Origin of the sequence: Methylobacterium carpenticola (genome assembly GCF_042748905.1) — a bacterium.
GTDB lineage: Bacteria > Pseudomonadota > Alphaproteobacteria > Rhizobiales > Beijerinckiaceae > Methylobacterium > Methylobacterium carpenticola.
The window spans coordinates 2,897,133-2,920,000 of record NZ_JBHZEO010000001.1; the positions used below are offsets into that span (position 1 = coordinate 2,897,133).

Here is a 22,868-nt window from a genome sequence, read left to right on the forward strand (position 1 = left end):
GGGCGGGTACGCCGGACCAGCGAGGTGCCGCCCAGGAGCGGAGGGCCGCAACGAGGCCGACCCGAGCGGCCGCCGCAATCGTCGAGCTTGACGATGTCGGCTGGGTGGTACCTTCTGCCCCGAGAACAAGCGTATGTCGGGAGGCAACATCAATGAACCTGAAGCGATTGCTGCTGTCCGCCGGATGTCTGGCGCTATCGGTGGTACCCGGCTTGGCGCAGACCAGCGTCAAGGTCGGCGTCCTGAACGACATGTCTGGCGTCTATTCGGACATCGGCGGCAAAGGCTCCGTCGTTGCAGCGCAGCTTGCCGCCGAGGATTTCGCCGCCATCAGTAAGGATGTGCGCGTCGACATCGTATCCGCCGACCACCAGAACAAGCCGGATATCGGCGCCGGCATCGCACGGCAATGGTATGACAGGGAAGGCGTCGATGCGATCCTGGACGTGCCGACATCGTCGGTAGCGCTCGCAGTCAGCCAGATCACGCGTGAGAAAAACAAGATTTTCATCGACTCGGGTGCCGGCAGCACCGACCTGACCGGGGCGCAGTGCTCTCCCAACACCGTGCATTGGACCTATGACACCTACGCCCTCGCGAACGGCACCGGCAGTGCCATGATCAAGCGCGGCGGTGATACTTGGTTCTTCCTGACGGCAGATTACGCTTTCGGCCAATCGCTCCAGAACGAGACCGCCGCCGTCGTCACGCGGAACGGTGGCAAGGTCGTCGGCTCCGCCAAGGTGCCGTTTCCAGCCAGCGACTTCTCGTCCTTCCTGCTTCAGGCGCAGGGTTCCGGCGCCAAGGTGATCGGGCTCGCGAATGCGGGCGGCGACACGATCAATGCCGTTAAGCAGGCGCGCGAATTCGGCATCACACAGGGCGGGCAGAAGCTCGCGGCGCTGCTCTTCTACGTGCTCGATGCCAAGGCGCTCGGGCTTGAGACCGCGCAAGGCTTGGTGCTCACGGAATCCTTCTATTGGGACCTGAACGCGGGCACCCGGGCGTTCTCGGAACGCTTCGCGAAACGCGCGAACGGCAACATGCCGACCATGAACCAAGCCGGAGTGTATGCGGGGCTGCTGCATTACTTGAAAGCGGTTGCGGCGACGAAGTCGAAGGACGCGAAGGTCGTTATGGAATGGATGAAGGCCAATCCGACCGATGACCCGCTGTTCGGCAAGGGCTCCATCCGGGCGGACGGCCGCAAGATCCACGACATGTACTTATTCGAGGTCAAGGCTCCGGGCGACTCGAAAGGGCCGTGGGATCTCTACAACAAGCTCGCGACGATCCCCGGTGATCAGGCCTTCAAACCCATGAGCCAGGGGGGCTGCCCGCTCGTCGGGAAGTCCTGACGGCTCAAGGCGGTCCGGCACGGGATGGCACAGACGGTGCCGGGCCCTCCCTGCCGGCGCCGCCGGGCCCGGGACGCGGAACCCCTACGACGCCGTGCTGGCCCGCGATCGCTTGACCCGCCGCAAGGCGAGATCCCGGCAGGCCTGCGCGAGCAGGCGCGCGAGGCTGCCCGCGTCCACATAGGCCAAGTGGACCCGCATCAGCGGGCGCCCATTCGCGTGGCCCGCGGCCGCGAACGTTCGGGGCTCGGCGGCGACCAGCATCTCGCGTTCGTCCTCCCCGATCGGCACCACCAGCGATACGCCGTCCGCCGCGAGCCACGCGAGCCGCCGCCGGCCGACCCGGAAGACGGGTCCGTCCGCAGTCTCCTGCTCCGCGACACCGGGGAGCCCGCGGGCGGCTCGCCGGGCAACCTCGAACCAGATCGAGGGTTTCCGAGGCCTGATCTCCTTCCGCATGCACGCCCGCCTGCTCACCCCCGTGCCACACCGCGGCAAGCCCGGCGTGCCGCGTTCCGGCGCGACATCGCCGATGCGGCCCTGCTGCGAGGGACCGCGGCGGAGGGACCGCACCTCGCATGTCCGGTGGGGGTCCTCCCCGGCCCTCTCGACGCAGTCCGAACGCAGACCGCGCTGGCGGTCGCGGAGATCTTCGCCGCGGGCGGCGGCACGGTCGTGCCCGACGCGGCGTTCACGCTGCACGATCCCCGTCGTCCGGGGGGAGGCCGTCCGGCAGGAGAGCTGCCAGCAACTCCAGCGAGCGGCGGGCGGACCGGTGCAGGATGAACGTGCCGCCCGCCCTCTCCCAGAGGTGCCGATGCATGGGCGTGTCGTCGATCAGCACGTCGCCCGGGCGGCAATGGCGACGCTTGTCGACCGCCATGCAGGTGATGAGGCGCGTGCCGGGGAAGTGCTTGGCGGCCCAGCGCTCCTTCTGCGCCTGCGCCCAGTTCCCGCGCGGGCAGCCGGTCAGGATGATCGGGTCGAGCGCCCGTACGGCGCGGAACAGCGTCTCGGCATCCGGCAGGAGCGGGAGGCGGCCGTAGAAGTCGGGGGCGCGGGCGAGCGCCGCCCAGAACCGGGCGAGGCCGTGGCGGCGCTGATACTCGCGCGGTGGGCAGCCGAGCACCCGCGCCGCGCCCTCATCGAAATCCGCCAGCACGCCGTCGCAATCGAGATGGAGCTGCATCGCCCCGGCAACGCGCCCGGCCCGTCGCCGGATCCCCGGGCGGCGGGGCGCGTTGCCCCTCCCAGCAGCGGGAGCCGTCATGGACGCTTGGCCCGATCCCGATCTGTCCCTGGTCACCGCCTGCCTGGAACGGCGCGAGCAGGGCCGGATCGCGCGGCTGCCCGAGGCCACGCACTGGCGGCGTCACGGGGAGCCGGAGCGGGTGGCGACCGCGCCGACCGGTTTCCCGATCGGGTGATGCCGTGCCGGCGCGAGATCCTGGCGCTGCCCGCCCTCCTCCTCGCACGGGGAGCGTGGCCGCACCCGACCCACGAGAGGCCCATGACGCACGCGGTTCTGCTCGGTGATTCCGTCTTCGACAACGGCGCCTACGTGCGCGGCGGCCCCGACGTGGTCCGCCAGCTGCGCCCCCTGCTGCCGGGCGGCCACGCGACGCTGCTGGCCGTCGACGGGGCGGTGCTGACGGACGTGCCGCGCCAGCTCGCGCGATTGCCGGCGGAGGCCACCCATCTCGTGGTCAGCGCGGGCGGCAACGACGCCCTGCGGGCATCCGGCGTGCTCGACGGCCCGGCGCGATCGGTGACGGAGGTGCTCGATGCTCTCGCCACCGCGCAGGACCGCTTCCGGGCGGATTACCGGGCGATGCTGGACGCCGTGCTGGCGCACGGGCGCCCGACCGCGATCTGCACCATCTACGAGCCGCGCTATCCCGACCCCGCCCGGCGGCGCGTCGCCGCGACGGCACTGGCGGTCCTCAACGACGCGGTGACGCGCGAGGCCGCCGCGCGGGGCCTCGCGCTCCTCGATCTGCGGGTACTCTGCGACGAGGATGCGGATTTCGCCAATCCGATCGAGCCCTCGGTCAGGGGCGGCGAGAAGATCGCGGCAACGATCGCGGCGTTTTTGCGCGAGGCGGCGGGGCAGTCGCGCGGCCTCGTCTTCGTGCGGCCCTGAGGCGCCCCCGATGGACCCGCCACCTGATCCGGATCTCCTGTCCCTGCCGCCACGGATACGCCCCAAGAGCGCCCCATCAGGCAAGAGCGCCCACCAGACAAGAGCGCCCACCCAGATGGGGCGTTGCGCGCCGGGAGCTGACGCCTCGCCGGTACGGGATGGTGAGAGCCTTGCGGGCAGACCCAGGATACGGGCACCTGCCATGCTCTCAGCGACGCGGCATCGCTGAACGATTGTGGCGGCGGCCTTGCGCCTTGGCGGTGGACGCAAAACGCCGCGCACGGTGCCGAACTTCGAACGCGAATGCGGCCGCGCTCTGTGTCAGGCGGGGCACGCCGCACGGACAGGCAGCGGCATCGGACCGTTATGGCCGAGGGCGCGTCGCATAATGCGGCATCTCGACCAAATCGAGCCTGGGAACAAGGAGCCGTGGAAAGCGCTTGGTCGATTTCAGTCAAGCACAACAAGGATCTGCCATGGACTTGCCCAGCGATAAGCCCGAGAGAACAACCAACACTGTGCGTCCTGCATTGCTGGGGATTGCCCTCCTGGTGATCGTCATTGCTCTCGTCGGTTACGTCGGCTTCAGCTATTTCCCGCGCTGAAGCGGGATTCGAGTGGATCGAGGCTGGCCGGCATCATATCGTGATTTGGCACGCACGAGGACGTCCCCTGCTCCGGTGAGCCTCAAGCCTGAAACGGATACACAATGGATAGCTGGAAGCAGGATCTCGCGCCTGATGGTGCATTGATCTTGAAGTCTAGAATGAGTAATCATTTCGATTACACTCTTCGGGCGATCAGATCCTCCAAGTCCCTGCCCGACAATGAGATTTGTGCCAGGATCGATGAAATTATAAGAGAATTACCCCATGAAGCGAGTCACTTTCTTCGGCTTCTCAAGGCCGAAATCAACGAGAGATCCAGGCCGGCCTTCACTGTCGTAGACGGTGGGCGGCGGACCTGAGTTGATTGTCGTCGCCGGTGTCAGTTGTTGACTCATATACATGCCAGTCTGGTTGGCAGGATCGCAGTCTGAACCGCCATACGGTTCTGGGGCTCCGACGCGTCCTTGGCGAGCATCGCGCGGGCGTGGCGTTGCCGAGCATGAATGCTGTGGGGTTGGGCGCGGCGCTCTGTCCGGAGGCACCCGCCCGCCTGGTGGTTGGGCGCAAGCAGCCGACGGGCTGCTTGCTCTCGCGATAGGCCGTCGGCTCCGACGACCTTACCGAGACTGGCGCTTGCCGCCCCCTCTCAGGGGCGGCTCACCTCCCGTGGGATCGAAGGGAACGGCCGGGCCGCCGCAGCCGACACAGATCGAAGTGCCCAACCTGTTCAGGCGCTCGTCGCGCTTCTTGTCTTCCGCCTCACGTTTCCTGGCTGCCGCCTCGATCCTCGCTCGATCGGGCTTTGCCTTCGCCGCTTCGGCCCCGCTGGACTCGCTTGACGATGCTGTTGGAGCAGAGCGCGTCGCGGTGGGGCGCGCGGACGCACCTGACACATCGGCGACGAAACATACCGTGCAAATCACTATGACGTGAAGCGGCGACTTAGTCTTTCGGTCTTGCACTGAGAGATCCCTCAAAAATTACCCGTAACACACATTGAAGATCACATGACAATCGCCGAGATCCAGCGCACGCTCGTGGCGCGCGACCACGATCGGCGTCCGCCGGCGCCCATCGCCCCAGCCGAGACCGACGTCAGCGAGGAAGGGCGCTCGGGTTCGGAGCGGACCTTCCGCCTGCTAAGACGAGGCCTCGCTGCCCTGGTCGGACCATCGCCCGTCGCAGCCGCCTTGCCGTGGACGCGAGGTCTCGGACGCGACGCGGGCGGCACCTATGCGGGGGTGCGGAGCCTCTTTTCGGCATCCGGTCCGTCGCTGGGATGCGACGCATGTCCGCCTGCGCCGCCATGACCTGGGCGGCGTCGCGGGGGAGGAGGCGGGACGCTCCCATCCCGTCCGGCGCGCGCGCCGTCGCGACGGCCGCCGCCCTGGCCGAGATGGCGGGCGGCACGACGCCGGTCGCCCCGGACCACCGCATCCCACCCTCCTTCGCCTCTCCGGCTCGCGCTCGTCCGGGCCGACAGGGGCTCGCGCCCGGTGCTTGTCGGCAACGCCGCCTCGCTTCAACACCGGCACGGCATCTACGGCGACATCGCCGAGACGCGCGCGTTCCATCAAAGGCTGAGAGCCCTGCCCGATTGCAGCGCGCTCGGTCGCCGCTTCAGCGCGCTTCCAGGGCCGCCTCGATGAGGCCGAGGACCTCCTGCCAAGCCGGGGTGGACGGCGTGACCAGGTCGAAATGCCCGGCATCCGGGACGTTGACCAGCCTCGGCCCGGTCGCGGACTTGCCCTTGAGGGCGCGGGCATAGTCGTCGGCGACCCAGGGTGGCACGAGCCGATCGAGCACGCCGCTGACCATGACGACCGCCCCGGCGGACGGCATGAGAGCGGCAGGCGAGACCTCGGCGAGCTTGTCCGTCGGGGCGAGCCGCTCGACGATGCCGGGACCACAGAGCACCGGGACGAACCGGGCGAACGTCGCGAGATCGCCCACCCCGCCCAGGCTGATGACGGCGCGCGGTACGAACCGCGGTGACCCGTGCAGGGGGCTCGTGGCAGGGATGGAGCCGCGCGAGGCAGCCCACAGCGCGAGATGGCCGCCTGCCGAGTGCCCGGCAAGCACCACCCGCGAGAGATCCAGCCGGCGGGTGGGCGCATCCTCGGCGAGGCGATCGAGAGCCGCTCCGACGTCCCGGTAGGTGCCGGGATAGCCGCCGCCGGCCTCGTCGGCCCGACGATAGCCGAGGCTCCAGACGGCAATCCCGCGCCGCGCCAGTTCGGCTCCGATGTGCCGCATCTGCTCCCGCCCGGCGGTGACGGCGCTCCAGCAGCCGCCGTGAATGAGCACCGCCACCGGATACGGGCCAGGGCCAGCCGGCAGGAAAACGTCGACCTGCTGCGCGGGGGCCTCGCCATAGGCGACCTGCACGGTCGGCTCTGGCCGCGGCAGATCACGGAAGGCCGAGAGTTCCACCGGATCGGCTGCGGCCGGCCCGATTGACAGCGCCGTCGCCAGCACCAGGGCAGCGCATCGCTTCATGCCAACCTCCCGCCGGCCGCCCTCGGCCCGCGTCGCCGGATTGCGTTCGCGCCCACCCGATCCGGTGGGCGCCCTCGTCCGTCGGACCGAGGTCGATGGCGACGCGATTGCCCGGCGGCCGCTCGCCTCAATGCCCGAAATGGTGATGGTGGTGGTCCCGCTCGAAACGGCCGGGACGGTCGTAGCCGTGACGATCGCGGCGCTCGTAACCGTGCCCGTAGCCGTGCCCATGGTGATGGTGGCTCCAGTGATGATGGTGATGGTGCCGCGGGCCGTGCTCGTACCATTGCGCCGAGGCGGCGCCGGGGACGAGGACGAGGACCGCGGCGACCAGACCTGCGAGATGGGCCTTCATGGGATGACCTTCCGGTGCAAGGATGAAGGCAGTCTGGGCGCGCCGCATTGAACCGGTACTGAAGCCGGCGCACAGCTTCCGTTCAGCGCCGTCAGCCCGCCGCATCGGTCGCTGGTCCCGCCGCATGAACCGGCAACCGCGCGATGAACGACTCACATCTGGAGCACGTAGGTGCCGGGGGCGTCCTCCAAGGGCGGATGCTGCGCGCTGCCTTCGGGCGGCGGAGCGCCTGCGCCGCCTGACCGGGCGGCGAGCCACGCCGACCAATCCGGCCACCAGCTGCCGGCGTGCCGCGCGGCGCGCGCCCGCCACTCCTCCGGCGTGGCGGCCGGCCCCTCGGCCGTCCGGTACTCGCCCTTGCCGCCCGGCGGGTTGATGACGCCCGCGACGTGGCCGCTCGACGCCAGCACGTAGCGCACCGGCCCGCCGAAGAGCTGCGTGATGCGCCAGGCCGAGTCCCACGGCACGATGTGGTCCTTCTCGCAGCCGACCGCGTAGGTGTCGAGGCGGATCCGCCCGAGGTCGACCGCCTCCCCCTTCAGGCGGACCTTGCCCGGCACGATCAGGTTGTTCTCCACGTAGGTGTTGCGCAGGTACCAGCTGTGCGCCTCCCGCGTCATCCGGGTGCCGTCGGAGTTCCAGTACAGGAGGTCGAAGGCAGGCGGCTGGTTGCCGAGCAGGTAGTTGTTGACGACGTTCGACCAGATCAGGTCGTTGGAGCGCAGCAGGTTGAACATGTTGCTCATGGCGCGGCTGTCGAGGTAGCCACGCTCCATCATCTGCTGCTCGACGAGGTGGAGGCTCGGCTCATCCATGAACACCGCGGTGTCGCCGATGCGCGAGAAGTCCTGCGGTGAGACCATGAAGCTCGCCGAGGAGAACCGCGCGTCGCCCTTGGCCGCCAGCACCGCGAGCGTGAGGGTGAGCAGCACGCCGCCGATGCAGTAGCCCATCGCGTTCACGGTCCGGCTGCCGGTGATCTCGCGGATGACGTCGGTCGCCTCCAGCGGGCCCAGATCGACGTAATCCTCGATGCCGATGCCGTCCATCGCGGCGTCGGGGTTCCGCCACGAGATCAGGAACACCGTGAAGCCCTGGGACACCAGGAACTTCACCATGCTGTTGTTCGGGCGCATGTCGAGGATGTAGTACTTGTTGATCCAGGGCGGAATGATGAGCAGCGGCGTGCGGTGCACCTGCTCCGTCGCGGGCGCGTACTGGATGAGTTCCATCAGCGCGTTGCGGTGGACGACCTTGCCGGGCGTGAGTGCGAGGTTGCGCCCCGGCGCGAAGGCGTCGGCGTCGACCATGCTGAGGCGCCCCGCCGCGAGGTCGGCCATGAGGTTGCGCGCGCCGTCGGCGAGGCTGGCGCCGCCCGTCTCCACCGCCTTGCGCAGGGCGACGGGGTTCGCCATCAGCACGAGCGCCGGGCTCATCGCGTCGACGAACTGGCGCAGGTGGAAGATCAGGCGGTGCCGCTCGGCCGGGTCAAGTTCGTCGAGGTTGCCGCGCTCCAAGAGCCAGTCGGAGGCGAGGAGGTAGAGTTCCTTGAGGGCGACGTAGGTCGGGCTCGCCCGCCACTCGGGCGCGGAGAAGCGCCTGTCATCGCGCCTCGACGGGGGCGTCGGCGCGACCCCAACCAGGCCGAGCCACGACTGCCCCGCCTCCTCCCAGGCCGTGAACAGGGAGCGCCAGACGCCCTGACCGAGGTCGAGGAGCGCCGCGGCGGTCTCGGGCTTGGTCGCCGAGCGCAGCCAGACCGTTCGCAGCGCCCAGGCGACCCCGGCCCAGTCGACCGGCACGACCTCGTGCAGCGGATTGGCATTCCAAATCTGATCGATGGAGCGCAGGAGCGGATCGTCGGACAGGCGCTTGGCGAGCTGTTCCTCGGACAGCGGGAGGGGTGGGAAGGCCCCGGCGGCCGGAACGGCCTGCGTCGCGCCGGAGACCTGCTCCATCCAATCAGCCCACAGGCTCAGCATCAGGTCGGGGCCAGGCAGATCCGGGGCGCGGCCGCCCGTCTGATTCGCAAAGGATGACGTGGTTCCGGGGCCTGCGCTCTGATCGGCCATGGCGTTCCTCCGATGTGCTTGTTGTTGTATCAATGGTCGAGGCGCTGCTCAGTTGCGGGTGAGCGAGCGGTCACGCTCTCCCGTGATAACGGCCGGACGCACCGTCGGCCGGTCTCCGGACGGTTGGCCCCGATATTTGTTGAAGCGCCGGATCTCAGTTCGCGCGAGCGGCCGGTGGCTGCCACGCGACGCCGGGATGTTCGCGCACGTCTCCAGCGTTCGTGCCTGTATCCGCGTCGCTCACCCATTCCGCGGGCTCGGTGACGTCGAGCACGTCGTCCTCCGGATAGGCCGCCTCGACGAACAGCTTCGCCTCACCCTCGGCTGCGGCCCGCACCGTCACGAGGGGCCGATCGCCGGCTGGCCCGCGCACCCGCGCAATGAAGAGCTTCGTCATCCTCGTTCCTCCGGCAACGTGAGCGCCGGGATACCAACGGGCTCGGCCCGTCCTGGTCCCCTCCGAAAATCCCGAGTCCCCCATGCAGGCCGACGTGGACGACCTTGGACCGCATCCCCTCACCGCAAAGGTGGTTCCGCCGTGGCGCCGGTCTTCTGGGGGGCGAAGATCGTGATGTTGCTGTTGATCTGGTAGGCGGCGGTCGCGGGCGTGTTGGCGAAGCGCAGGCGAATCGGGCTCTCGCCCAGGATCGCTCCGAAGGCCGGCGTTACCCGCATCGGGAAGCAGCGCGACAGGGCATCGAAAGCCGCGTCCTCGAAGTGCTTCGCGGCGTCGCGATCGCCCGCGAGCCGGCGCGCGGTGACCAGGGGCTTGCCGCGCAGGCTCCCCGTCTTGTCGAGTCCGAACCGGAAGGCGATCAGCCACCCCTCCGTATCGGGTGGGGGGTGCCAGCACCCTGCGAGCGCGGCCCGCATTTCGGCCCAGTTGTTGACCGGCGCGGCTTCCCGCACGAGTTCAGCGCCCGCGGCGGCCCCTCCCAGGAGGCAGGCCACGGCGGGGGCCGATTTCTTGAGCCACTCCGGCATCCCCACGGCAGGCATCTCGGACTCGATGCCTGACCAACCTCCGAGCGCCCGTCGAGATCCGCCCTTGGCAAGCCCGGGTCCGGAAACCCCGATGCTGAAGGCGTGCAGGCGCGGATGCGGCGCCAGCACGCGATCGGCCGGCTCATGGCACAGGACCAGAGCGCATCCAGGGTGCGGGGCCGAGCCGGCCGGAAGCGCCGGCCGGCTCGGAATTGTCGGCGCGTGGGCTGCCGGGGACCAGTCCGGGGGCGAGCCCTCAGGTGCCCCTGGAGCGTGCGAGGGATCGCCCCCTCCTCCCGGCACGACCCGCAGACACCGCGCGGAGACGCACGGGGCAGCCTCGGGCCCGCCCTGCCGTCCGCTACCTGGTGATCTGGTGCGGCGAGATGGGGTCGCTGCTCGGGAAGGTCTCCTCCAGCGCCTCATCCAAAAGCCGGTCCTGGCGATGCCGGAGGTCTTCCCCGGCTACGCGGTTGCCGGGTGCGGAGGCTGCCGCCAAGTCGGCTCGTGGTTTGCCCCTGCCGATCCCTCCCGGCCGGTCCGTGCGTTCGGGCGAGAGGCGGCCGCCCGCCCTGCCCCGCAGAAGCCCGGAGCGCCACACGATCGCTGCGACGGCCGAAGCCGCGAGCCCGACCGCGAGGGCGCCGAACAGGCCACTTGAGGCGCCCTGCCGGGGCAGACCTCGCGAGCCCGACCGCAAGGCCCGGATCTTCGTGCGCATGAAAGCCTGGGTGGCGGTCTGCACCTCCCCTGCGGAGAGGAGATTGCGAGCCAGGGGAAACAGCTCGTGGGTGTGCCGGTAGAGGTGCCGATCCACGAGGTAGCTCACGTCCTCGAAGGTGTTCAGCCATCCTTGGCTGTCCTTCCCGTGACGCCTCGCAAGCTGGTCGAGCTGCTGCATCATCTGGTGGTGCTCACGGTGCAGCTCATCGAGCAAGGGACGACCCCGTCCATGAGCCCTGAGCCGCTCGAGCAAGCTCGCCTCGATGGCCTCCGAGTGGGCGTGCAGCTCGCCCATGAGGTCAGCAAGCAGACGCTCGCGGCTTCGCACCACTCCCGGTCCATTCAGCGCGTATGGGATCTCGCGGACGAGTGCGGTGATGTTGGCGTGGTCGCGTGCGGTCAGCTGCCAGATATCCATACTTGAACCCCTGTGACGATGCCTCTCGAAACTCACGTCAGCTCGGGGGTGTTCCCGGCGGGATTGGTCAGAGGACCCGGGAGGGAAGCGAGTGCTGCGCATGACGCTCGCCTGCCATCGGATCCTTTCGGCGCGGCCGTTCACAGGGCCGGCGGGTGTCATCGCCGAGGATGAGAGCGGGGCGGCTCTGTCGATGCCCGCCCCGCCCGCCGTCACGCGGCCTTCTGGTTGACCTTGCTCTCGGCCATGCTCGTCAGCTTGGCATCGGTCGCCTTCTCCTCGTCGAGAGTCTGCTGAAGCACGCTGGCGCAGTCGGATCGCCCAAGCTGCTTGGCCCAGGCGACGAGGGTGCCGTAGCGGGTGATCTCGTAGTGCTCCACGGCCTGCGCAGCCGCCAGCAGCGCCGCGTCGAGCACCTCCTTGTCGGCGATGTCGCCGGCGGTCTCGTTGGCCTCCTTGATGATGCCGTCGATGGCCGGGCAGTCGACCGCCTTCGGTGCGTGGCCGTGCATCTGGAACACCTGCTCCAGGCGCTTGATTTGGCCCTCCGTCTCGCGCAAGTGGGTCTCGAAGCCTTGCTTCAGCTGCGGATCGGTGGCCTTCGATATCATCTTGGGCAAAGCTTTGGTGATCTGGTTCTCGGCGTAGTAGATGTCCTGCAATGTGTGAACGAACAGATCGTCGAGGGTCTTGATGCTGGCTGTGAACAGGCCCATGGCGTCGTGCCTCCCGGAATGGCTCGCATCATGCGAGCCTTGTTCGGAAGAACGCCAGGACGGAGCCCAGGTTCGGCAGCTTGATGAATCGAAGCGCTACTTTGCGCGATTCGACGCGCCGCGTTGAGGCGGTCGCGGACAGCATGAGCGAGGCTGGTCCAGGCAGAACGCCTTGCTCTCCACGCCAGCATGACGGACTTGGCCGCTGCCGTGGCCCAGAGCGTGAAGGCGCGCGCGGAGGCCCCGCGCTCGCGTCGTGCGCACGCGGCACCTGCCGGCATGATCCCCGCGCCTTGCACACCAGGTGAGTCGCGGTAGGCTTTTGGCTCCCTCTGGGGAGAGGCTGCCTGTGCCGAAGCCGAAGAAGGTCTCATCGAAGAAGGCGAAACAGGCCCGGTCGGCGAAGTTGTTGCAGCAGTTGGCAGCCTTGCCGGTGCGACCAACGCCCGAGGGCGATCTGGAGGTGCTGCTGGTGACCTCGCGCGAGACCCGGCGTTGGATCGTGCCGAAGGGCTGGCCGATGAAAGGTCGCAAGCCCCACCGGTCCGCGGCTCTCGAGGCCTGCGAGGAGGCCGGCGTCATCGGCCGGATCGGCAAGACACCCGCCGGCTTCTACACCTACGCCAAGCGCCTGCCGGACGGCGGGGTGCTCCCCTGCCGCGTGGCCGTCTACTGCCTCACCGTCACCAAGCAGCTGGCCACCTGGCCTGAAAAGGGCCAGCGCGACGTGCAGTGGGTCAGCAGCGAGGCTGCCGCCGTGCTGGTCGATGAACCGGAATTGGCCGACCTCATCCGCGAGCTGGCCAGGGCGGCCGTTACGGCGCACGGGCAGGCGCCGCCGGCCGCCTCTTAGGAGCCGGGTCGGGGCGGACGGCATGAAGGCGCAGTCATCCTGGCTCGCGGGGTGCGGCCCGACGAACTCAGCCGTTCAACGTGTGGAACAAGTAGTAGCCGATGTATGCAGTTGCGTCTCGTGCAGCCTTGGGCTTGAAGCCGAACGGCGCACTATCGGCGCTGATCGTGCCCGCATATTCCCATGAGCCCCCGCAAACGAAATCAGGGACGGACCGGTCCTGCCTGATCGCGCATTGCAAGGCAGGCTTCTCTTTACGACGGAAGACGTTGTAGGCGTCGATCGATGTCATTCCACGCATCCCACAACGCTGGCATCGGCATAGATCTGGTCGCTCACGCGAGCGTCAATCTAGAGCAAAACAGCTAGCATCGACACAGTAGATTTTGAATTGTCGGGTACCGCACATTGTGCAAAGCACAAATCAGCGCGGGATTGTTGTGAGGATTAACCTGAGTTGTCGCCGCATGCCGAGCGGTTGCCTATCTCCGACCAGTTGCCCCGACCCTGTCCACCCGGAAGGCGCACACGGTCGGTGTCATGGGCGGGTCGGGCACCTCGCCTCGATCGGGGAGCCCGGCTCGCGTCATCGGCTCAAGGGATGCGATGGCGCATGGGGCGTCGTCGTTGAAATGGAGGCATCGCTTGTATGAGGGCAGGTAAGCCCAAGCTGGTAGCCTACACCGTCGCGGCGGGATCCGGCGACGGCGGCGAGCTGAGACTCTACGCCGTACTCGCGAACGATGGCCGGAGCGCCATCGAGACTGCCACACAAGGTGTTCCGGACCGTTCCAGCGTCGAGCTATGCGGCCATCTTTCCGAAAAGCTCGCAGCTCGGCTGAAGCTGAAGCCAGGACAAATCAAGCCGCTCTGACGGCGCATCGTCTGGTGCAGGTTGCCGGCCGGTCGAGATCCGGAATCGTCAGGGGCTTGCCCTTGCGCATGTCGGGCCGCAAGCGCCGATCTCCGGCAGCGTGCGGATGCCGTGGCCGATGATCATCGCGCCTCAACGATCGCTGCCGTGCGAGCCTACGGTCATTCGCAGGATTCATCAGAATAGTATGAGGCATTACGATCGATCGCGTTGGAAGCTATTGTACCTTTTGCCAGATCAAAGTTACTACACTCATTCGCCCATCTCCGCTAAATGGAGCGGGCCTCGTCTTATAAATCAACCGGTCACCCTGCCGTTCTACATCACGGATCTGCGTTGTTCCGGTCCAAACTTCATTCCATGATGTGTCGATCTTATGATCGACGCTCTTTCCGTCAAAAGAGTAGGTTCCACTATAAGCGAGGACGCTTTTGAACAGCCTGATGCGCTCCGCGTCGGTCATTTTTTCAATGCTTTCGGGCCTCGGGCGGCCCTCGTTGACAATTAGGGCCATCATGCGCCCACTTCGATCATAGTTGATCCAACCCGTCGGTCGCTCCCCGTATGTATTGATCTCCTCTCCGGTGTCGATGATTTTTCGCGTGCTGCTCACGAGCCTCCAAGTTCCGATTATATCCTCTTTGTCCAACGCCAGCGCCGGATTTGCGATTACGCCTGCAAGCAGCAATGCGGCAATTCTCAGCATGGCGCTCTCCGCCTTGTCAAAAACTTCGCGGTCAACACACCCTAAGCTGATGCGGCGCGACTTTGCAATCCAGACACGATCGTTGCGAGTGCAGAAGGACCGAGATGCAGGCAAGGAACAAGGGGTAGTCTATAAGAGCGGAGAGCCGGCGCGTTCCGTTTCCAAGCCGCCTCTGGATTGCCATCCGCGGCACGTCCGCCCATCGCCGACCTGATCCCAGAATCGGCGCACCCCACGAAACGATCGAAGCGCGAGGGCTTGAAGCTCACTCAGGATGGCGCGGACCGGGCGGCCGAGATCTCCGACCGAAGAAGGCCGATCAGCCGCTCGTATTCCCGCTCGGCCACCCCGTAGCTGTCCCCCGCCATCCGTTCCAGCGCCACCCGGTCCAAGACGGTGATCCTGCCGCGCTGTGCACGGATCATTCCCTCTCCCTCCAGGACTTGGGTTGCCAGGGTCACGCTCGTGCGCTGCACCCCGAGCATGATCGACAGAAACTCGTGCGTGAGGGGGAGGTCGTCGCCGTCGAGGCGGTCGTGCGCCATCAGCAGCCAGCGCGCGAGCCGCTCCTCGACCATGTAGGTTCCGTTCGAGAGCGCCGTCTGCGACAGGACCAGGAGAAAGGTCTGCACGTAGCGCATCAGCAGATCAGTCAGCGGCGGGCTCTGCCGCATCGCCGCTCTCAGCCGGTCCGCCTCGATGCGCAGCCACGTGCCCTCGACCTGCAAGAACGTCTCGTGCGGCGTGCGGTCGGCGCCGAGAACCAGCGCAGTGCTCAGCATGCCCTCGCGGCCGAACAGCCCGACTTCCAGACGCCGCCCATCGCTGGTGATGGACACCACCGACGCGAGCCCGCTCTCGGGGAAGTAGGCGTGCGAGAACGGCTTGTTGGGAGACACGACGACGTCGCCCTTCTTGAGCGGCACGGCTTCGAAGTGAGGCGTCAGCAGACCGAGGTCGTCGGGCGGCAAGGCCCGCAGAAGGCGGTTCTGAAACGACGGACTCATGACACCATCCCGGTTTACGCGTCGGGCCAGCGCCGGACCGCAAGCATCAGGGCGCCAGATCTTACACGGAACGGCCCATGCAGCTTTCGCCCAGGTAAACAGAGCTTCCGCCTCGGTACTCGGCTCAGAGCATTTTCCGACGAAGCGGATGCCGGTTCGCCGCAGAACATGCGCTCAAATCAAAGACCTGGGGCAGCGCCCGCTCGGAGACCAAGTCTTGTGCGGCCGCTACGAGGCGTCGTCGCTCGGCGGCAGGTCGAGGTCGTTCTCGTTGCCGACATAGACCGGGACGCCGCGCAGCACGCCCTGAAAATCCTCCAGTGGCGCGCCGATCGTCAGGCCGGACGAGCTGATGCGGTATTCACGGATCGTGTCCTCGTGCGTGCCGGTCCGCTTCTTCACCACCGAGATCGCCCGCCGAACTCGCCCGAGCGCCTCGAAGTAGCGCAACAGCACGACCGTATCGGCCAGGTAGGTGATATCGACCGGCGCCTTCATGTCGCCGACCAACCCGTGCTGGGCGACGGTCAAGAAGGTCGCCGCTCCTTGGCGGTTGAGGTACTGCAGCAACTCGTGGATGTGCAGGATCAGCGCGTTCTCCTGCGGCATCGCAGCCTGGTAGCCGTTGAGGCTGTCGATCACCACGGCCTTCACGCCGTTGCTGTCGACACAGTCACGAACCAAATGCGCGAACTCACCCGGCGACAGCTCGGCGGCATCAACCTGCTGGAGGAAGAGCAGCCCCTCGTCGCACAGCGCCTCGAGGTCGAAGCCAATCTGCCGGGTCCGATCCAACAGGATGCCCAATTCCTCGTCGAACACGAACATCGCAGCCTTGTCGCCGCGGGCGACGGCCGCGAGCACGTACTGGATCGTGAGAAGCGACTTGCCGGTGCCGGCCGGCCCCAGGATCAGGGTGCTCGACCCCTGCTCGATGCCGCCACCCAGGAGGGCGTCGAGTTCGCCGACGCCGCTCAGCAGCTTGGTGCGCGCGAAGGCAGTCTTGTGCTCCAGCGAGATCAGGCGGGGGAAGACCCGCACGCCGCCCGTCGCGATGGTGAAGTCGTGGTAGCCGCCCCGGAAGCGCTGGCCGCGGTACTTGGCGATGCGCAGGCGCCGCCGCTCGGCTCCGTATTCGGGCGCCATCTCCTCCAAGCGAATGACACCCTGCGCAACGCTGTGGACGGACTTGTCCATGACGTCGGCCGTGAGATCGTCGAGCATCAGCACGGTGGCCCCGTGGCCGGCGAAATAGTGCTTGAGCGCCAGGATCTGGCGGCGGTAGCGCAAGGTGCCGCCGGCGAGAAGCCGGATCTCCGACAGGCTATCGAGCACGATGCGGGCAGGCTTGCGCGTTCTGACTTCCTCAAGGATGGCGCGCGTGCTTTCGCCGAGTTCGAGGTCGGAGGTGTAGAGCAGGCTCTGCTGCTGGCTCTCCTCGAACAGGCTCTCGGGCGGAACGAGTTCGAACACGGCGATGTGCTCGTCGAGGTTCCAGCCATGCGCGGCAGCGTTGTCGCACAGCTCCTGCTTGGTTTCCGAGAGGGTGATGTAGAGGCCCACCTCGCCCGCTTTGGCGCCCTCGAGAAGGAATTGCAGCGCGATCGTGGTTTTGCCCGTTCCGGGGTCTCCCTCGAGCAGGTAGAGGCGATCACGGGTGAGGCCACCGCTCAGGATGTCATCGAGGCCGGCGATGCCGAAGCGGGCCTTCCTGCTCGGCTTGATGGACGCGGTCATGGAAGCCGATCCCGGTGAGTGGGTTGGTGGGCAAGGCTAACCGATGAGCGGATCCCTGCACATCGAGGATCTCACGATCCGCACGTCCGGACGGGTGCTGGTCGACCGCCATCAGCCGGCCTGCACATCGGTCAGGGGAAAGCCGTCGCCCTTGAACAGGAGCGGCACGCGATCGGTGCGAGCGCAGGCATAGGCGAAGCAATCCCCGAAGTTCAGCCCGGCCGGATGGCGGCCTGTGCCGTCGCGGTCGAAGGCATCGAGCGCGGCGTCGGCCGCCTTGGGCGGAACCGCAATCACCTGAATGCCCGCGAGCGCGCGGTGGTCCTGTACGCCCTGCTGCGCGTCCCCGAGCGGCAGATCCAGGATGCGAGCGAGGGCGACCGTGGTCTCCCAGCTCGCGTGAATGGCGGGCCATGGCCTGCGACCGCAGACGGAAAAATTCTTGGTGCGGCCGGAACCAGCTCACGCCGCCTGCGTTACGCGCGTGCGAGGCCCGTATGGGCTCGCGCGATGGGCGCCGGTCACGCGGTGTCCGGCGTCCCTCCTAGTCACGTTGCTCATTGGAGGATGTGGTTATGAGGACCTACGACGTTGCGCCCCTGTTCCGCTCGTCCGTCGGCTTCGACAGGCTCTTCGATCTGCTGAGCCAGGCCGAACGGGCCGAAGCGTCGGCCGCCTGGCCGCCCTACAATATCGAGAAGGTGGCCGAGGACGAGTACCGCATCACCATGGCGGTCGCCGGGTTCACGCCGGACGAGATCGAACTCACCCAGCACGACACCACGCTCCTCGTCTCGGGCCAGAAGAAGGGCCAGGAGGGCGAGCGCCAGTACCTGCACCGCGGCATCGCCGCCCGCACGTTCCGCCAGACCTTCAACCTGGCCGAGCACGTGAAGGTCACGGGTGCCTCCCTGGAGAACGGCCTGCTGACCGTGGATCTCAAGCGCGAGGTGCCGGAGGCGCTCAAGCCTCGCCGCATCGCCATCGGCGGCGTGCAGGCCGCCGTCGGGCAGGACGACGCCCCGGCCCGGATCGAAGGCAAGGCCAAGGCCGCCTGAGCGGTCGATCCGCGATCGATCGGAGTCGCGGGCGGAGCGGCCCGCGAGGACGCATGCGCTTTCAGAGCTGGTGCAAGGAGTTGTGCCATGAGTGTGAGAGATCTGCTTCCCTGGGGCCGCGGCGCCGGCGCGCCGATGCCGCCCGCGCCGGGCAACGAGCCGATGAGCCCCTTCCTGACGCTCCACCGCGAGATGAACCGCCTGTTCGACGACGTGTTCACCGGTCTCGGCGGCGGGATGCCGGGCCTCGCGGCGCGCGGCCTCGGCTGGCCGAGTGTCGAGATGGTCGAGACCGACCAGGGCCTGCGCGTCTCGGCCGAGCTGCCGGGCCTGGACGAGAAGGACGTCGAGCTCACGATCGACCAGGGCGTTCTGACGCTGCGGGGCGAGAAGCGGGCCGAGACCACCGACAAGGAGCGCGGCTACACGGAGCGCTCCTACGGTCGCTTCGAGCGCAGCCTCGCCCTCCCCTTCGCGGTCGAGGAGGACAAGGCCGAGGCCTCGTTCAAGAACGGCGTGCTCAGCGTGACGCTGCCCCGCTCGGCCAAGGCGCCGGAGCGCGGACGGCGCATCGCGATCAACGGCGGCACGCCGCGGACGGCGGGGCATTGAGGCGCCGTCTCCCGGCTCAGGGAGAGAACAGCGACTGACCGCATGACGCAGCGGACGGCGCGGACCGGCGGGTCGCGCCGCCCGCCCACCTTTGCTCAACCGAGGAGGGTCCCATGCAGCAGACCGAGACATCCGTCGAACGCCTCGGCCCGGTGGCCTCGGCCACGCTCCGGTCGGCCGCCGTGGACGCGTTCGAGGCCTTCGTGGCACCGGGCGACGTCTTCCGGCACCCACGCGAGGTGCTGGTCCATCCCAGCCTGTCGACGGCCGAGAAGCGGGCGATCCTGGCCTCCTGGGCCTCCGATGCCCGGGCGGTCGAATCCTGCCCGACCCTGCGCTGCCTGCCGGGCTGCCGCGCGGAGCCGGTGCCGCTCCACGAGGTCTTGGCCGCGCTGCAGGCGCTCGACGATGACGCGCCGATCTGGGCGACCAAGCAGGTTTCGCAGAAGTGGTCACCGGTTTTGCGACGAAAACCTGCGCCACATCAAAGGCCTGAGTGGATGAAGCATCGGCCCGCCAATGCAAGTCTGCTGAGCGGAGGGCGCCCGGGCGGCGGTTCCCGCTCGCTGTCGGACGTCGCCGGCCCCGCGATGGGGCGGCCCCTCAGCACGGCCTGACCTGAGACCGCACGATGCGCGACGGCGGCATTCCACGCGCTTCGGCGTGCAGGCCGCCGCGCGTTTCGGACCCCGTGGCGCCTGACCAAGCCGACGCGTTGAATCCGGAGACGATCATGCAGGAGCAAGTGATTGGAATCGGCCACAACAATCCGCCTTCGTTGACCGCCCCCGTGCCCTGGCTTGCCGGGAGACGAGCCCTCATCCGGCGCCGCGGACGGCCGGTCGAGACGGCGGGCCGCGCGCGGGCGGATGAGTGGGTTCTCACCTTCGAGCACGGCACGCCGCCCGAGATCGACGACATCATGGGCTGGACAGGCGGCGAGGACACCTTGGCGACGGAAGTTCGGCTCACCTTCGCCACGCAGGCGGAGGCCGTGGCCTACGCGGAGCGGCAGGGTCTCGACGTCGACGCCGCACCGGAGCCCGCACGAACCGCCACGGTCGCTGCGGTTCCGCCATGGCGGTGGAACAGGCGCCCTGCCGCATTCCTCGGGCGGCCTATCGACGCTTCGCCTCGGCCACAGGCCGTGGATGCCGCGGACGAGGAACCGATTGACCGAGGAGGATTGCCGGATCTGGAGCGCGCCTTCGTAAACCCGGCCGCCGTCTTCGCGATGCCGCGGGATGTCTTGGATCACCCGCGGCTGTTGCGCGGGTGCAAGCGCGAGATCCTGCGCCGCTGGGCGTGGGACGAGTACCTCAAGGAGGTGGCGGCTGCCGAAGGCATGGCGGAGGGAGAGGCTTCCCGGCTCGACGAGGTCAGGGCTGCCCTGCTGTGCCTCGAAGAGACGTGGCGGCCCAAGCCGTTCGCGCCGGCCGCGCGAGTTCCGCACCTGACCGGGGAGGCGGAACTCGCGGCCTGAACCGCGATGCCCGACGGTTTCCGCCGAAGGATGCGGCAGGCGCCGCCTGGGCCTGCATGGAGCGTCGGGGCTGTCGTCAGCGACCTTTGCTTCACAGAAGGAGGGTCAACGATGGGAAGAGATCGGAAGGAGCGACTCGCCGCGTTCAACCTTCTCAGCGGGGCCTTGGGACTTATCCTGGCCACGACACCGTGGATGCTCGATGAGGTCCTCGAACCGCTGGCGGTCTGGAGCGCGGTGTTCGGAGGCGCGCTGGTGATGCGGCTTGGGTTCTCGGCCGCCATGAGCTTTCGCGCCTGGAAGGCCTGGGGCCAAGCCGTCGTGGGGTCCTGGCTCCTGGCAGGACCCTGGCTTCTCCAGTGGGGCGGCCTGTCGAAAATGACCTTTGCGCACGTCGTCGTCGGGTTCGCCGTTGTCGCGATCGCGGCTGCGGGCATTCGGACCGGCAAGGCTGTCCCGATGTCGTCTCACGACGGCCCGCCCCGGGCGGCACAGCCATGCTGACCCGCTTCGTGCTCGCGAGCATCACCGTGGGCGGCTTGACCGTCATGTCCGCGCCCCTGGCCTTCCAGGGGCTGCTCGACCTTCGTTACCCGCCGCTTCGCAAGGGTGCCTCGTGCGAGCGGGAGATCCTGAGCATTGCAGGAGCAGGTGGGCCGGAATGGGGGATGAACCGGTGACCGAGGCCGCAGGCAGACCGGATCGGGGCAAGGGTCCGTCCTTCTTCTCCCGGCATGTCTCGTCCCGGCATGTCTCGGCTGCGGCGGACACGCTGCGAGACACGCGCAGGGCCTGGCCGGGCCTGAGCCTCTACGAGCGCTTCGAGGAGGTCGTCGTCGTGGTGCTCACCGGCCTGATCGGCCTGGTCATCATCGCGGCCATGATCAATCTCTGCTTCCGCGCGGTGCTGCTCGTGATCTTCGGCCTGCTCGACCCGGTCGAGCACAGCGTGTTCCAGGCCGTGTTCGGCATGATCTTCACGGTGCTGATCGCGCTGGAGTTCAACCACTCGATCCTGAGCGTGCTGCGCCGCCAGGAGAGCATCGTCCAGCTGCGGACCGTCATCCTGATCGCGCTGCTGGCGCTTGCGCGCAAGTTCATCATCTTGGACGCGAGCAAGACCGAGCCGCTGACCATCATCGGGTTGGCCGCGGCCGTCCTCGCGCTCGGGACCGTGCACTGGCTCGTGCGGGACCAAGACCGAAAGGACGCGCAGACGGCAGGCGACGCTCCCTCGTAGCGCGAGGGTCCGTGCCGTGGGCGGCGTGCGGCCCGGAGGACCCGCTGCGGCTCGTCGCAATCGACGTCGAAAGCGGCCGGCCGTCTTGCCGGCCCGCCTGGTTCAGGTCGATTGCGCCGGCTTGCGACGCCGGTATTCTGCGACCGGGAGCCCGCCGACACCCCAATTGTCCATCTCGACTTCCTCGATGACGACGAAGGTCGCGTCGAGCGGCTTGTTGAGGACGTCGAGCAGGAGCTGGCTCGCGCCCTTGATGAGCGCGGCCTTCTCCTTCGCCGTTACGGCGCCACGCTCCGGCGAGGAGCCTTCCCGTGTGACCTGGATGGTGACGATGGGCATATCCGCCTCCCTCCCCTCACCAATGGCCGGCGTTCTGGCCGCCGTCGACATGGAGGATCTCACCGGTGACGAAGCTCGCCGTCTCCAAGTAGAGGACGGCCTCCACGATGTCGCGAATCTCGCCCATCCGGCCGACCGGATGCAGCTTTCCGAGAACGTCGTGCGTGTCGGGCGCGTGCATCGGGGTCTTGATGATGCCCGGCGACACCGCGTTCACGCGGATGCCCTTGGGGGCATATTCGATGGCGAGCGACTTGGTGGCGGAGTTCAACCCGCCCTTGGTCAGGGACGCCAGCACCGAAGGCACCCCGGCGATCGGCTGATCGACCAAGCTGGTGGTGATGGTGACGACGTGACCCGAGCCCTGCTTCAGCATCTCCGCCACGGCGCGCTGGCTGATGTGGAAGAAGCCGGCCAGGTTGACCCCGAGGGCCATCGCGAAATCGTCGGCGGTGTAGTCGGTGAACGGCTTGGCGAGAAACACGCCGGCATTGTTGACGAGCGTGTCGACACGGCCGAACTGCGCGATCGTCTCGCCGATCAGGCGCTCGGCGACTTCGGCATCGGCGATGTCGCCGGGAATCGCCAGGATATCCGGATCGCCGGATGGCTTGATGGAGCGTGAATTCGCCACCACGCGGTAGTTCCGGTCGCGATAGGCCTGCGCCAGCGCAGCACCGATTCCTTGAGAGGCACCCGTGATGACCGCGACTTTCTGCTCTGCACCCATGGCACAACCTCATGTGACAGCAGCCGCTCACGCGCAGCGTCGGTCCGAAAACTAGGTTGCGTTGCAGATCGGTAGAATCGCTGTCGACCGGCAGGCACTCTTTCGCAGAGCGGATGGAATGCGTCAGCGCTCGGCGTGGGATGTGAGTCGGGTGAAGGCGGTGCGCAGGCGCGGCGTGGCGAAATCGACGAAGGCCCGCACCTTCGGTGCCGAGAGCCGCCGCTCGGGGGTGATGAGGTGAACCGGCAGGGGCGCATGCTCGTCGCCCCGCAGGACGATCTGCAACTCGCCGTCATGCACCTTTTCGGCCACGTGATAGGAGAACAGCCGCGTCACCCCCCGGCCCTCCGCCG

General features: G+C 67.7%; 30 protein-coding genes (1 of these 30 only partly in view). 13 read left to right on the forward strand and 17 right to left on the reverse strand.

From position 1 onward, the window contains the following. Window positions 1–152 precede the first annotated feature (152 nt). Entirely contained in the window at window positions 153–1,358 is a 1,206-nt protein-coding gene (locus tag ACE101_RS13655; protein WP_379130218.1) for an ABC transporter substrate-binding protein, read from the forward strand. 84 nt (window positions 1,359–1,442) lie between these two features. Here ACE101_RS13655 and ACE101_RS13660 read toward each other — a convergent pair whose 3' ends face one another. Together ACE101_RS13660 and ACE101_RS13665 are read right to left on the reverse strand one after the other, a co-directional pair. Then, on the reverse strand, window positions 1,443–1,817 hold the full coding sequence (locus tag ACE101_RS13660) for an MmcQ/YjbR family DNA-binding protein (RefSeq protein ID WP_379130221.1): 375 nt from the start codon (window positions 1,815–1,817) through the stop codon (window positions 1,443–1,445). Between the two features lie 232 nt (window positions 1,818–2,049). Further along, the gene (locus tag ACE101_RS13665; RefSeq protein WP_379130224.1) at window positions 2,050–2,547 is read right to left on the reverse strand and encodes a hypothetical protein; all 498 of its coding nucleotides are present in this window, start codon (window positions 2,545–2,547) and stop codon (window positions 2,050–2,052) included. 79 nt (window positions 2,548–2,626) lie between these two features. On the opposite strand from ACE101_RS13665, the gene ACE101_RS13670 reads away from it, so the two are divergent. From ACE101_RS13670 to ACE101_RS13680, 3 genes are all read left to right on the forward strand, one after another. Continuing rightward, window positions 2,627–2,785, forward strand: coding sequence for a hypothetical protein (locus tag ACE101_RS13670; protein ID WP_379130227.1), 159 nt, complete (start codon window positions 2,627–2,629; stop codon window positions 2,783–2,785). 83 nt (window positions 2,786–2,868) lie between these two features. Continuing rightward, a complete protein-coding gene (locus tag ACE101_RS13675) occupies window positions 2,869–3,501 on the forward strand; it encodes an SGNH/GDSL hydrolase family protein (RefSeq protein WP_379130230.1) in 633 nt (210 codons plus the stop codon). Window positions 3,502–3,977: 476 nt separating this feature from the next. Then, window positions 3,978–4,106, forward strand: coding sequence for a hypothetical protein (locus ACE101_RS13680; RefSeq protein ID WP_379130233.1), 129 nt, complete (start codon window positions 3,978–3,980; stop codon window positions 4,104–4,106). Between the two features lie 1,623 nt (window positions 4,107–5,729). On the opposite strand, the gene ACE101_RS13685 is transcribed toward ACE101_RS13680, so the two are convergent. The 7 genes from ACE101_RS13685 to ACE101_RS13715 form a co-directional block, all read right to left on the reverse strand. Then, window positions 5,730–6,608: an alpha/beta hydrolase family protein gene (locus tag ACE101_RS13685; protein WP_379130236.1), complete on the reverse strand. Its 879-nt coding sequence runs from the start codon at window positions 6,606–6,608 to the stop codon at window positions 5,730–5,732. Window positions 6,609–6,735: 127 nt separating this feature from the next. Next, the gene (locus tag ACE101_RS13690) at window positions 6,736–6,963 is read right to left on the reverse strand and encodes a hypothetical protein (RefSeq protein WP_379130239.1); all 228 of its coding nucleotides are present in this window, start codon (window positions 6,961–6,963) and stop codon (window positions 6,736–6,738) included. A 152-nt stretch (window positions 6,964–7,115) separates the two neighbouring features. Further along, a complete protein-coding gene (locus ACE101_RS13695; RefSeq protein WP_379130241.1) occupies window positions 7,116–8,921 on the reverse strand; it encodes a PHA/PHB synthase family protein in 1,806 nt (601 codons plus the stop codon). Between the two features lie 268 nt (window positions 8,922–9,189). Next, entirely contained in the window at window positions 9,190–9,432 is a 243-nt protein-coding gene (locus tag ACE101_RS13700; protein WP_379130243.1) for a hypothetical protein, read from the reverse strand. A 119-nt stretch (window positions 9,433–9,551) separates the two neighbouring features. Then, a complete protein-coding gene (locus ACE101_RS13705) occupies window positions 9,552–10,148 on the reverse strand; it encodes a UCP034077 family protein (RefSeq protein WP_379130244.1) in 597 nt (198 codons plus the stop codon). Between the two features lie 232 nt (window positions 10,149–10,380). Beyond that, on the reverse strand, window positions 10,381–11,160 hold the full coding sequence (locus ACE101_RS13710) for a hemerythrin domain-containing protein (RefSeq protein ID WP_379130246.1): 780 nt from the start codon (window positions 11,158–11,160) through the stop codon (window positions 10,381–10,383). Between the two features lie 212 nt (window positions 11,161–11,372). Continuing rightward, window positions 11,373–11,876, reverse strand: a complete 504-nt coding sequence (locus ACE101_RS13715; RefSeq protein ID WP_379130248.1) for a YciE/YciF ferroxidase family protein — start codon at window positions 11,874–11,876, stop codon at window positions 11,373–11,375. Between the two features lie 349 nt (window positions 11,877–12,225). On the opposite strand from ACE101_RS13715, the gene ACE101_RS13720 reads away from it, so the two are divergent. Then, complete coding sequence (locus ACE101_RS13720; protein ID WP_379130250.1) at window positions 12,226–12,729, forward strand: NUDIX hydrolase; 504 nt, start codon at window positions 12,226–12,228, stop codon at window positions 12,727–12,729. Between the two features lie 67 nt (window positions 12,730–12,796). Here ACE101_RS13720 and ACE101_RS13725 read toward each other — a convergent pair whose 3' ends face one another. Further along, entirely contained in the window at window positions 12,797–13,021 is a 225-nt protein-coding gene (locus tag ACE101_RS13725; protein WP_379130252.1) for a hypothetical protein, read from the reverse strand. A 357-nt stretch (window positions 13,022–13,378) separates the two neighbouring features. Between ACE101_RS13725 and ACE101_RS13730 the strand changes: the two genes are divergently transcribed. Continuing rightward, window positions 13,379–13,603, forward strand: coding sequence for a hypothetical protein (locus ACE101_RS13730; RefSeq protein WP_379130255.1), 225 nt, complete (start codon window positions 13,379–13,381; stop codon window positions 13,601–13,603). A gap of 217 nt (window positions 13,604–13,820) precedes the next feature. On the opposite strand, the gene ACE101_RS13735 is transcribed toward ACE101_RS13730, so the two are convergent. The 4 genes from ACE101_RS13735 to ACE101_RS13750 all read right to left on the reverse strand — a co-directional run bounded on the left by ACE101_RS13735 (window position 13,821) and on the right by ACE101_RS13750 (window position 17,458). Further along, window positions 13,821–14,309, reverse strand: coding sequence for a lipocalin-like domain-containing protein (locus ACE101_RS13735; protein WP_379130257.1), 489 nt, complete (start codon window positions 14,307–14,309; stop codon window positions 13,821–13,823). 269 nt (window positions 14,310–14,578) lie between these two features. Then, window positions 14,579–15,316: a Crp/Fnr family transcriptional regulator gene (locus tag ACE101_RS13740; RefSeq protein ID WP_379130259.1), complete on the reverse strand. Its 738-nt coding sequence runs from the start codon at window positions 15,314–15,316 to the stop codon at window positions 14,579–14,581. Window positions 15,317–15,544: 228 nt separating this feature from the next. Further along, window positions 15,545–17,053, reverse strand: a complete 1,509-nt coding sequence (locus ACE101_RS13745; RefSeq protein WP_379130261.1) for an ATPase domain-containing protein — start codon at window positions 17,051–17,053, stop codon at window positions 15,545–15,547. 111 nt (window positions 17,054–17,164) lie between these two features. Then, window positions 17,165–17,458: a type II toxin-antitoxin system VapC family toxin gene (locus ACE101_RS13750; RefSeq protein ID WP_379138667.1), complete on the reverse strand. Its 294-nt coding sequence runs from the start codon at window positions 17,456–17,458 to the stop codon at window positions 17,165–17,167. A 170-nt stretch (window positions 17,459–17,628) separates the two neighbouring features. Between ACE101_RS13750 and ACE101_RS13755 the strand changes: the two genes are divergently transcribed. The 7 genes from ACE101_RS13755 (at window position 17,629) to ACE101_RS13785 (ending at window position 21,446) form a co-directional block, all read left to right on the forward strand. Beyond that, on the forward strand, window positions 17,629–18,111 hold the full coding sequence (locus ACE101_RS13755) for an Hsp20 family protein (RefSeq protein ID WP_379130264.1): 483 nt from the start codon (window positions 17,629–17,631) through the stop codon (window positions 18,109–18,111). Window positions 18,112–18,198: 87 nt separating this feature from the next. Beyond that, window positions 18,199–18,723 (forward strand): Hsp20/alpha crystallin family protein, encoded by a 525-nt coding sequence (locus ACE101_RS13760; protein ID WP_379130266.1) that lies wholly within the window; start codon window positions 18,199–18,201, stop codon window positions 18,721–18,723. Window positions 18,724–18,836: 113 nt separating this feature from the next. After that, window positions 18,837–19,340: a hypothetical protein gene (locus tag ACE101_RS13765; protein WP_379130269.1), complete on the forward strand. Its 504-nt coding sequence runs from the start codon at window positions 18,837–18,839 to the stop codon at window positions 19,338–19,340. 14 nt (window positions 19,341–19,354) lie between these two features. Continuing rightward, window positions 19,355–20,206, forward strand: a complete 852-nt coding sequence (locus tag ACE101_RS13770) for an NADH dehydrogenase ubiquinone Fe-S protein 4 (protein ID WP_379130271.1) — start codon at window positions 19,355–19,357, stop codon at window positions 20,204–20,206. Between the two features lie 111 nt (window positions 20,207–20,317). Continuing rightward, a complete protein-coding gene (locus ACE101_RS13775) occupies window positions 20,318–20,710 on the forward strand; it encodes an SPW repeat domain-containing protein (protein ID WP_441005380.1) in 393 nt (130 codons plus the stop codon). Beyond that, window positions 20,704–20,886: a hypothetical protein gene (locus ACE101_RS13780; protein ID WP_379130275.1), complete on the forward strand. Its 183-nt coding sequence runs from the start codon at window positions 20,704–20,706 to the stop codon at window positions 20,884–20,886. The genes ACE101_RS13775 and ACE101_RS13780 overlap by 7 nt, the downstream gene beginning before the upstream one ends. A gap of 92 nt (window positions 20,887–20,978) precedes the next feature. After that, window positions 20,979–21,446 (forward strand): phosphate-starvation-inducible PsiE family protein, encoded by a 468-nt coding sequence (locus ACE101_RS13785; protein WP_379138669.1) that lies wholly within the window; start codon window positions 20,979–20,981, stop codon window positions 21,444–21,446. 102 nt (window positions 21,447–21,548) lie between these two features. Here the strand turns inward: ACE101_RS13785 and ACE101_RS13790 are convergent, their stop codons facing one another. The 3 genes from ACE101_RS13790 to ACE101_RS13800 form a co-directional block, all read right to left on the reverse strand. After that, window positions 21,549–21,785, reverse strand: coding sequence for a tautomerase family protein (locus tag ACE101_RS13790; RefSeq protein ID WP_379130277.1), 237 nt, complete (start codon window positions 21,783–21,785; stop codon window positions 21,549–21,551). A 16-nt stretch (window positions 21,786–21,801) separates the two neighbouring features. Next, window positions 21,802–22,515, reverse strand: coding sequence for an SDR family NAD(P)-dependent oxidoreductase (locus tag ACE101_RS13795; protein WP_379130280.1), 714 nt, complete (start codon window positions 22,513–22,515; stop codon window positions 21,802–21,804). 123 nt (window positions 22,516–22,638) lie between these two features. Further along, on the reverse strand, window positions 22,639–22,868 hold the final stretch of the coding sequence (locus ACE101_RS13800) for a LysR family transcriptional regulator (RefSeq protein ID WP_379130282.1). 694 nt of this gene lie beyond the right edge of the window; 230 of the gene's 924 nt are visible here — the last part of the coding sequence; its start codon lies beyond the right edge, outside the window — the gene reads right to left on this strand; the stop codon is at window positions 22,639–22,641.

Bases quoted from the DNA above. Each gene is read 5' to 3' on its own strand.
- ACE101_RS13685 (WP_379130236.1), bottom strand. From the start codon at position 6,608: ATGAAGCGATGCGCTGCCCTGGTGCTGGCGACGGCGCTGTCAATCGGG.
- ACE101_RS13665 (WP_379130224.1), bottom strand. From the start codon at position 2,547: ATGCAGCTCCATCTCGATTGCGACGGCGTGCTGGCGGATTTCGATGAG.
- ACE101_RS13760 (WP_379130266.1), top strand. From the start codon at position 18,199: ATGAGTGTGAGAGATCTGCTTCCCTGGGGCCGCGGCGCCGGCGCGCCG.
- ACE101_RS13770 (WP_379130271.1), top strand. From the start codon at position 19,355: ATGCGCGACGGCGGCATTCCACGCGCTTCGGCGTGCAGGCCGCCGCGC.
- ACE101_RS13655 (WP_379130218.1), top strand. From the start codon at position 153: ATGAACCTGAAGCGATTGCTGCTGTCCGCCGGATGTCTGGCGCTATCG.
- ACE101_RS13775 (WP_441005380.1), top strand. From the start codon at position 20,318: ATGGGAAGAGATCGGAAGGAGCGACTCGCCGCGTTCAACCTTCTCAGC.
- ACE101_RS13670 (WP_379130227.1), top strand. From the start codon at position 2,627: ATGGACGCTTGGCCCGATCCCGATCTGTCCCTGGTCACCGCCTGCCTG.
- ACE101_RS13725 (WP_379130252.1), bottom strand. From the start codon at position 13,021: ATGACATCGATCGACGCCTACAACGTCTTCCGTCGTAAAGAGAAGCCT.
- ACE101_RS13740 (WP_379130259.1), bottom strand. From the start codon at position 15,316: ATGAGTCCGTCGTTTCAGAACCGCCTTCTGCGGGCCTTGCCGCCCGAC.
- ACE101_RS13730 (WP_379130255.1), top strand. From the start codon at position 13,379: ATGAGGGCAGGTAAGCCCAAGCTGGTAGCCTACACCGTCGCGGCGGGA.
- ACE101_RS13715 (WP_379130248.1), bottom strand. From the start codon at position 11,876: ATGGGCCTGTTCACAGCCAGCATCAAGACCCTCGACGATCTGTTCGTT.
- ACE101_RS13755 (WP_379130264.1), top strand. From the start codon at position 17,629: ATGAGGACCTACGACGTTGCGCCCCTGTTCCGCTCGTCCGTCGGCTTC.
- ACE101_RS13780 (WP_379130275.1), top strand. From the start codon at position 20,704: ATGCTGACCCGCTTCGTGCTCGCGAGCATCACCGTGGGCGGCTTGACC.
- ACE101_RS13765 (WP_379130269.1), top strand. From the start codon at position 18,837: ATGCAGCAGACCGAGACATCCGTCGAACGCCTCGGCCCGGTGGCCTCG.
- ACE101_RS13700 (WP_379130243.1), bottom strand. From the start codon at position 9,432: ATGACGAAGCTCTTCATTGCGCGGGTGCGCGGGCCAGCCGGCGATCGG.
- ACE101_RS13660 (WP_379130221.1), bottom strand. From the start codon at position 1,817: ATGCGGAAGGAGATCAGGCCTCGGAAACCCTCGATCTGGTTCGAGGTT.
- ACE101_RS13690 (WP_379130239.1), bottom strand. From the start codon at position 6,963: ATGAAGGCCCATCTCGCAGGTCTGGTCGCCGCGGTCCTCGTCCTCGTC.
- ACE101_RS13675 (WP_379130230.1), top strand. From the start codon at position 2,869: ATGACGCACGCGGTTCTGCTCGGTGATTCCGTCTTCGACAACGGCGCC.
- ACE101_RS13795 (WP_379130280.1), bottom strand. From the start codon at position 22,515: ATGGGTGCAGAGCAGAAAGTCGCGGTCATCACGGGTGCCTCTCAAGGA.
- ACE101_RS13735 (WP_379130257.1), bottom strand. From the start codon at position 14,309: ATGCTGAGAATTGCCGCATTGCTGCTTGCAGGCGTAATCGCAAATCCG.
- ACE101_RS13695 (WP_379130241.1), bottom strand. From the start codon at position 8,921: ATGGAGCAGGTCTCCGGCGCGACGCAGGCCGTTCCGGCCGCCGGGGCC.
- ACE101_RS13745 (WP_379130261.1), bottom strand. From the start codon at position 17,053: ATGACCGCGTCCATCAAGCCGAGCAGGAAGGCCCGCTTCGGCATCGCC.
- ACE101_RS13680 (WP_379130233.1), top strand. From the start codon at position 3,978: ATGGACTTGCCCAGCGATAAGCCCGAGAGAACAACCAACACTGTGCGT.
- ACE101_RS13710 (WP_379130246.1), bottom strand. From the start codon at position 11,160: ATGGATATCTGGCAGCTGACCGCACGCGACCACGCCAACATCACCGCA.
- ACE101_RS13790 (WP_379130277.1), bottom strand. From the start codon at position 21,785: ATGCCCATCGTCACCATCCAGGTCACACGGGAAGGCTCCTCGCCGGAG.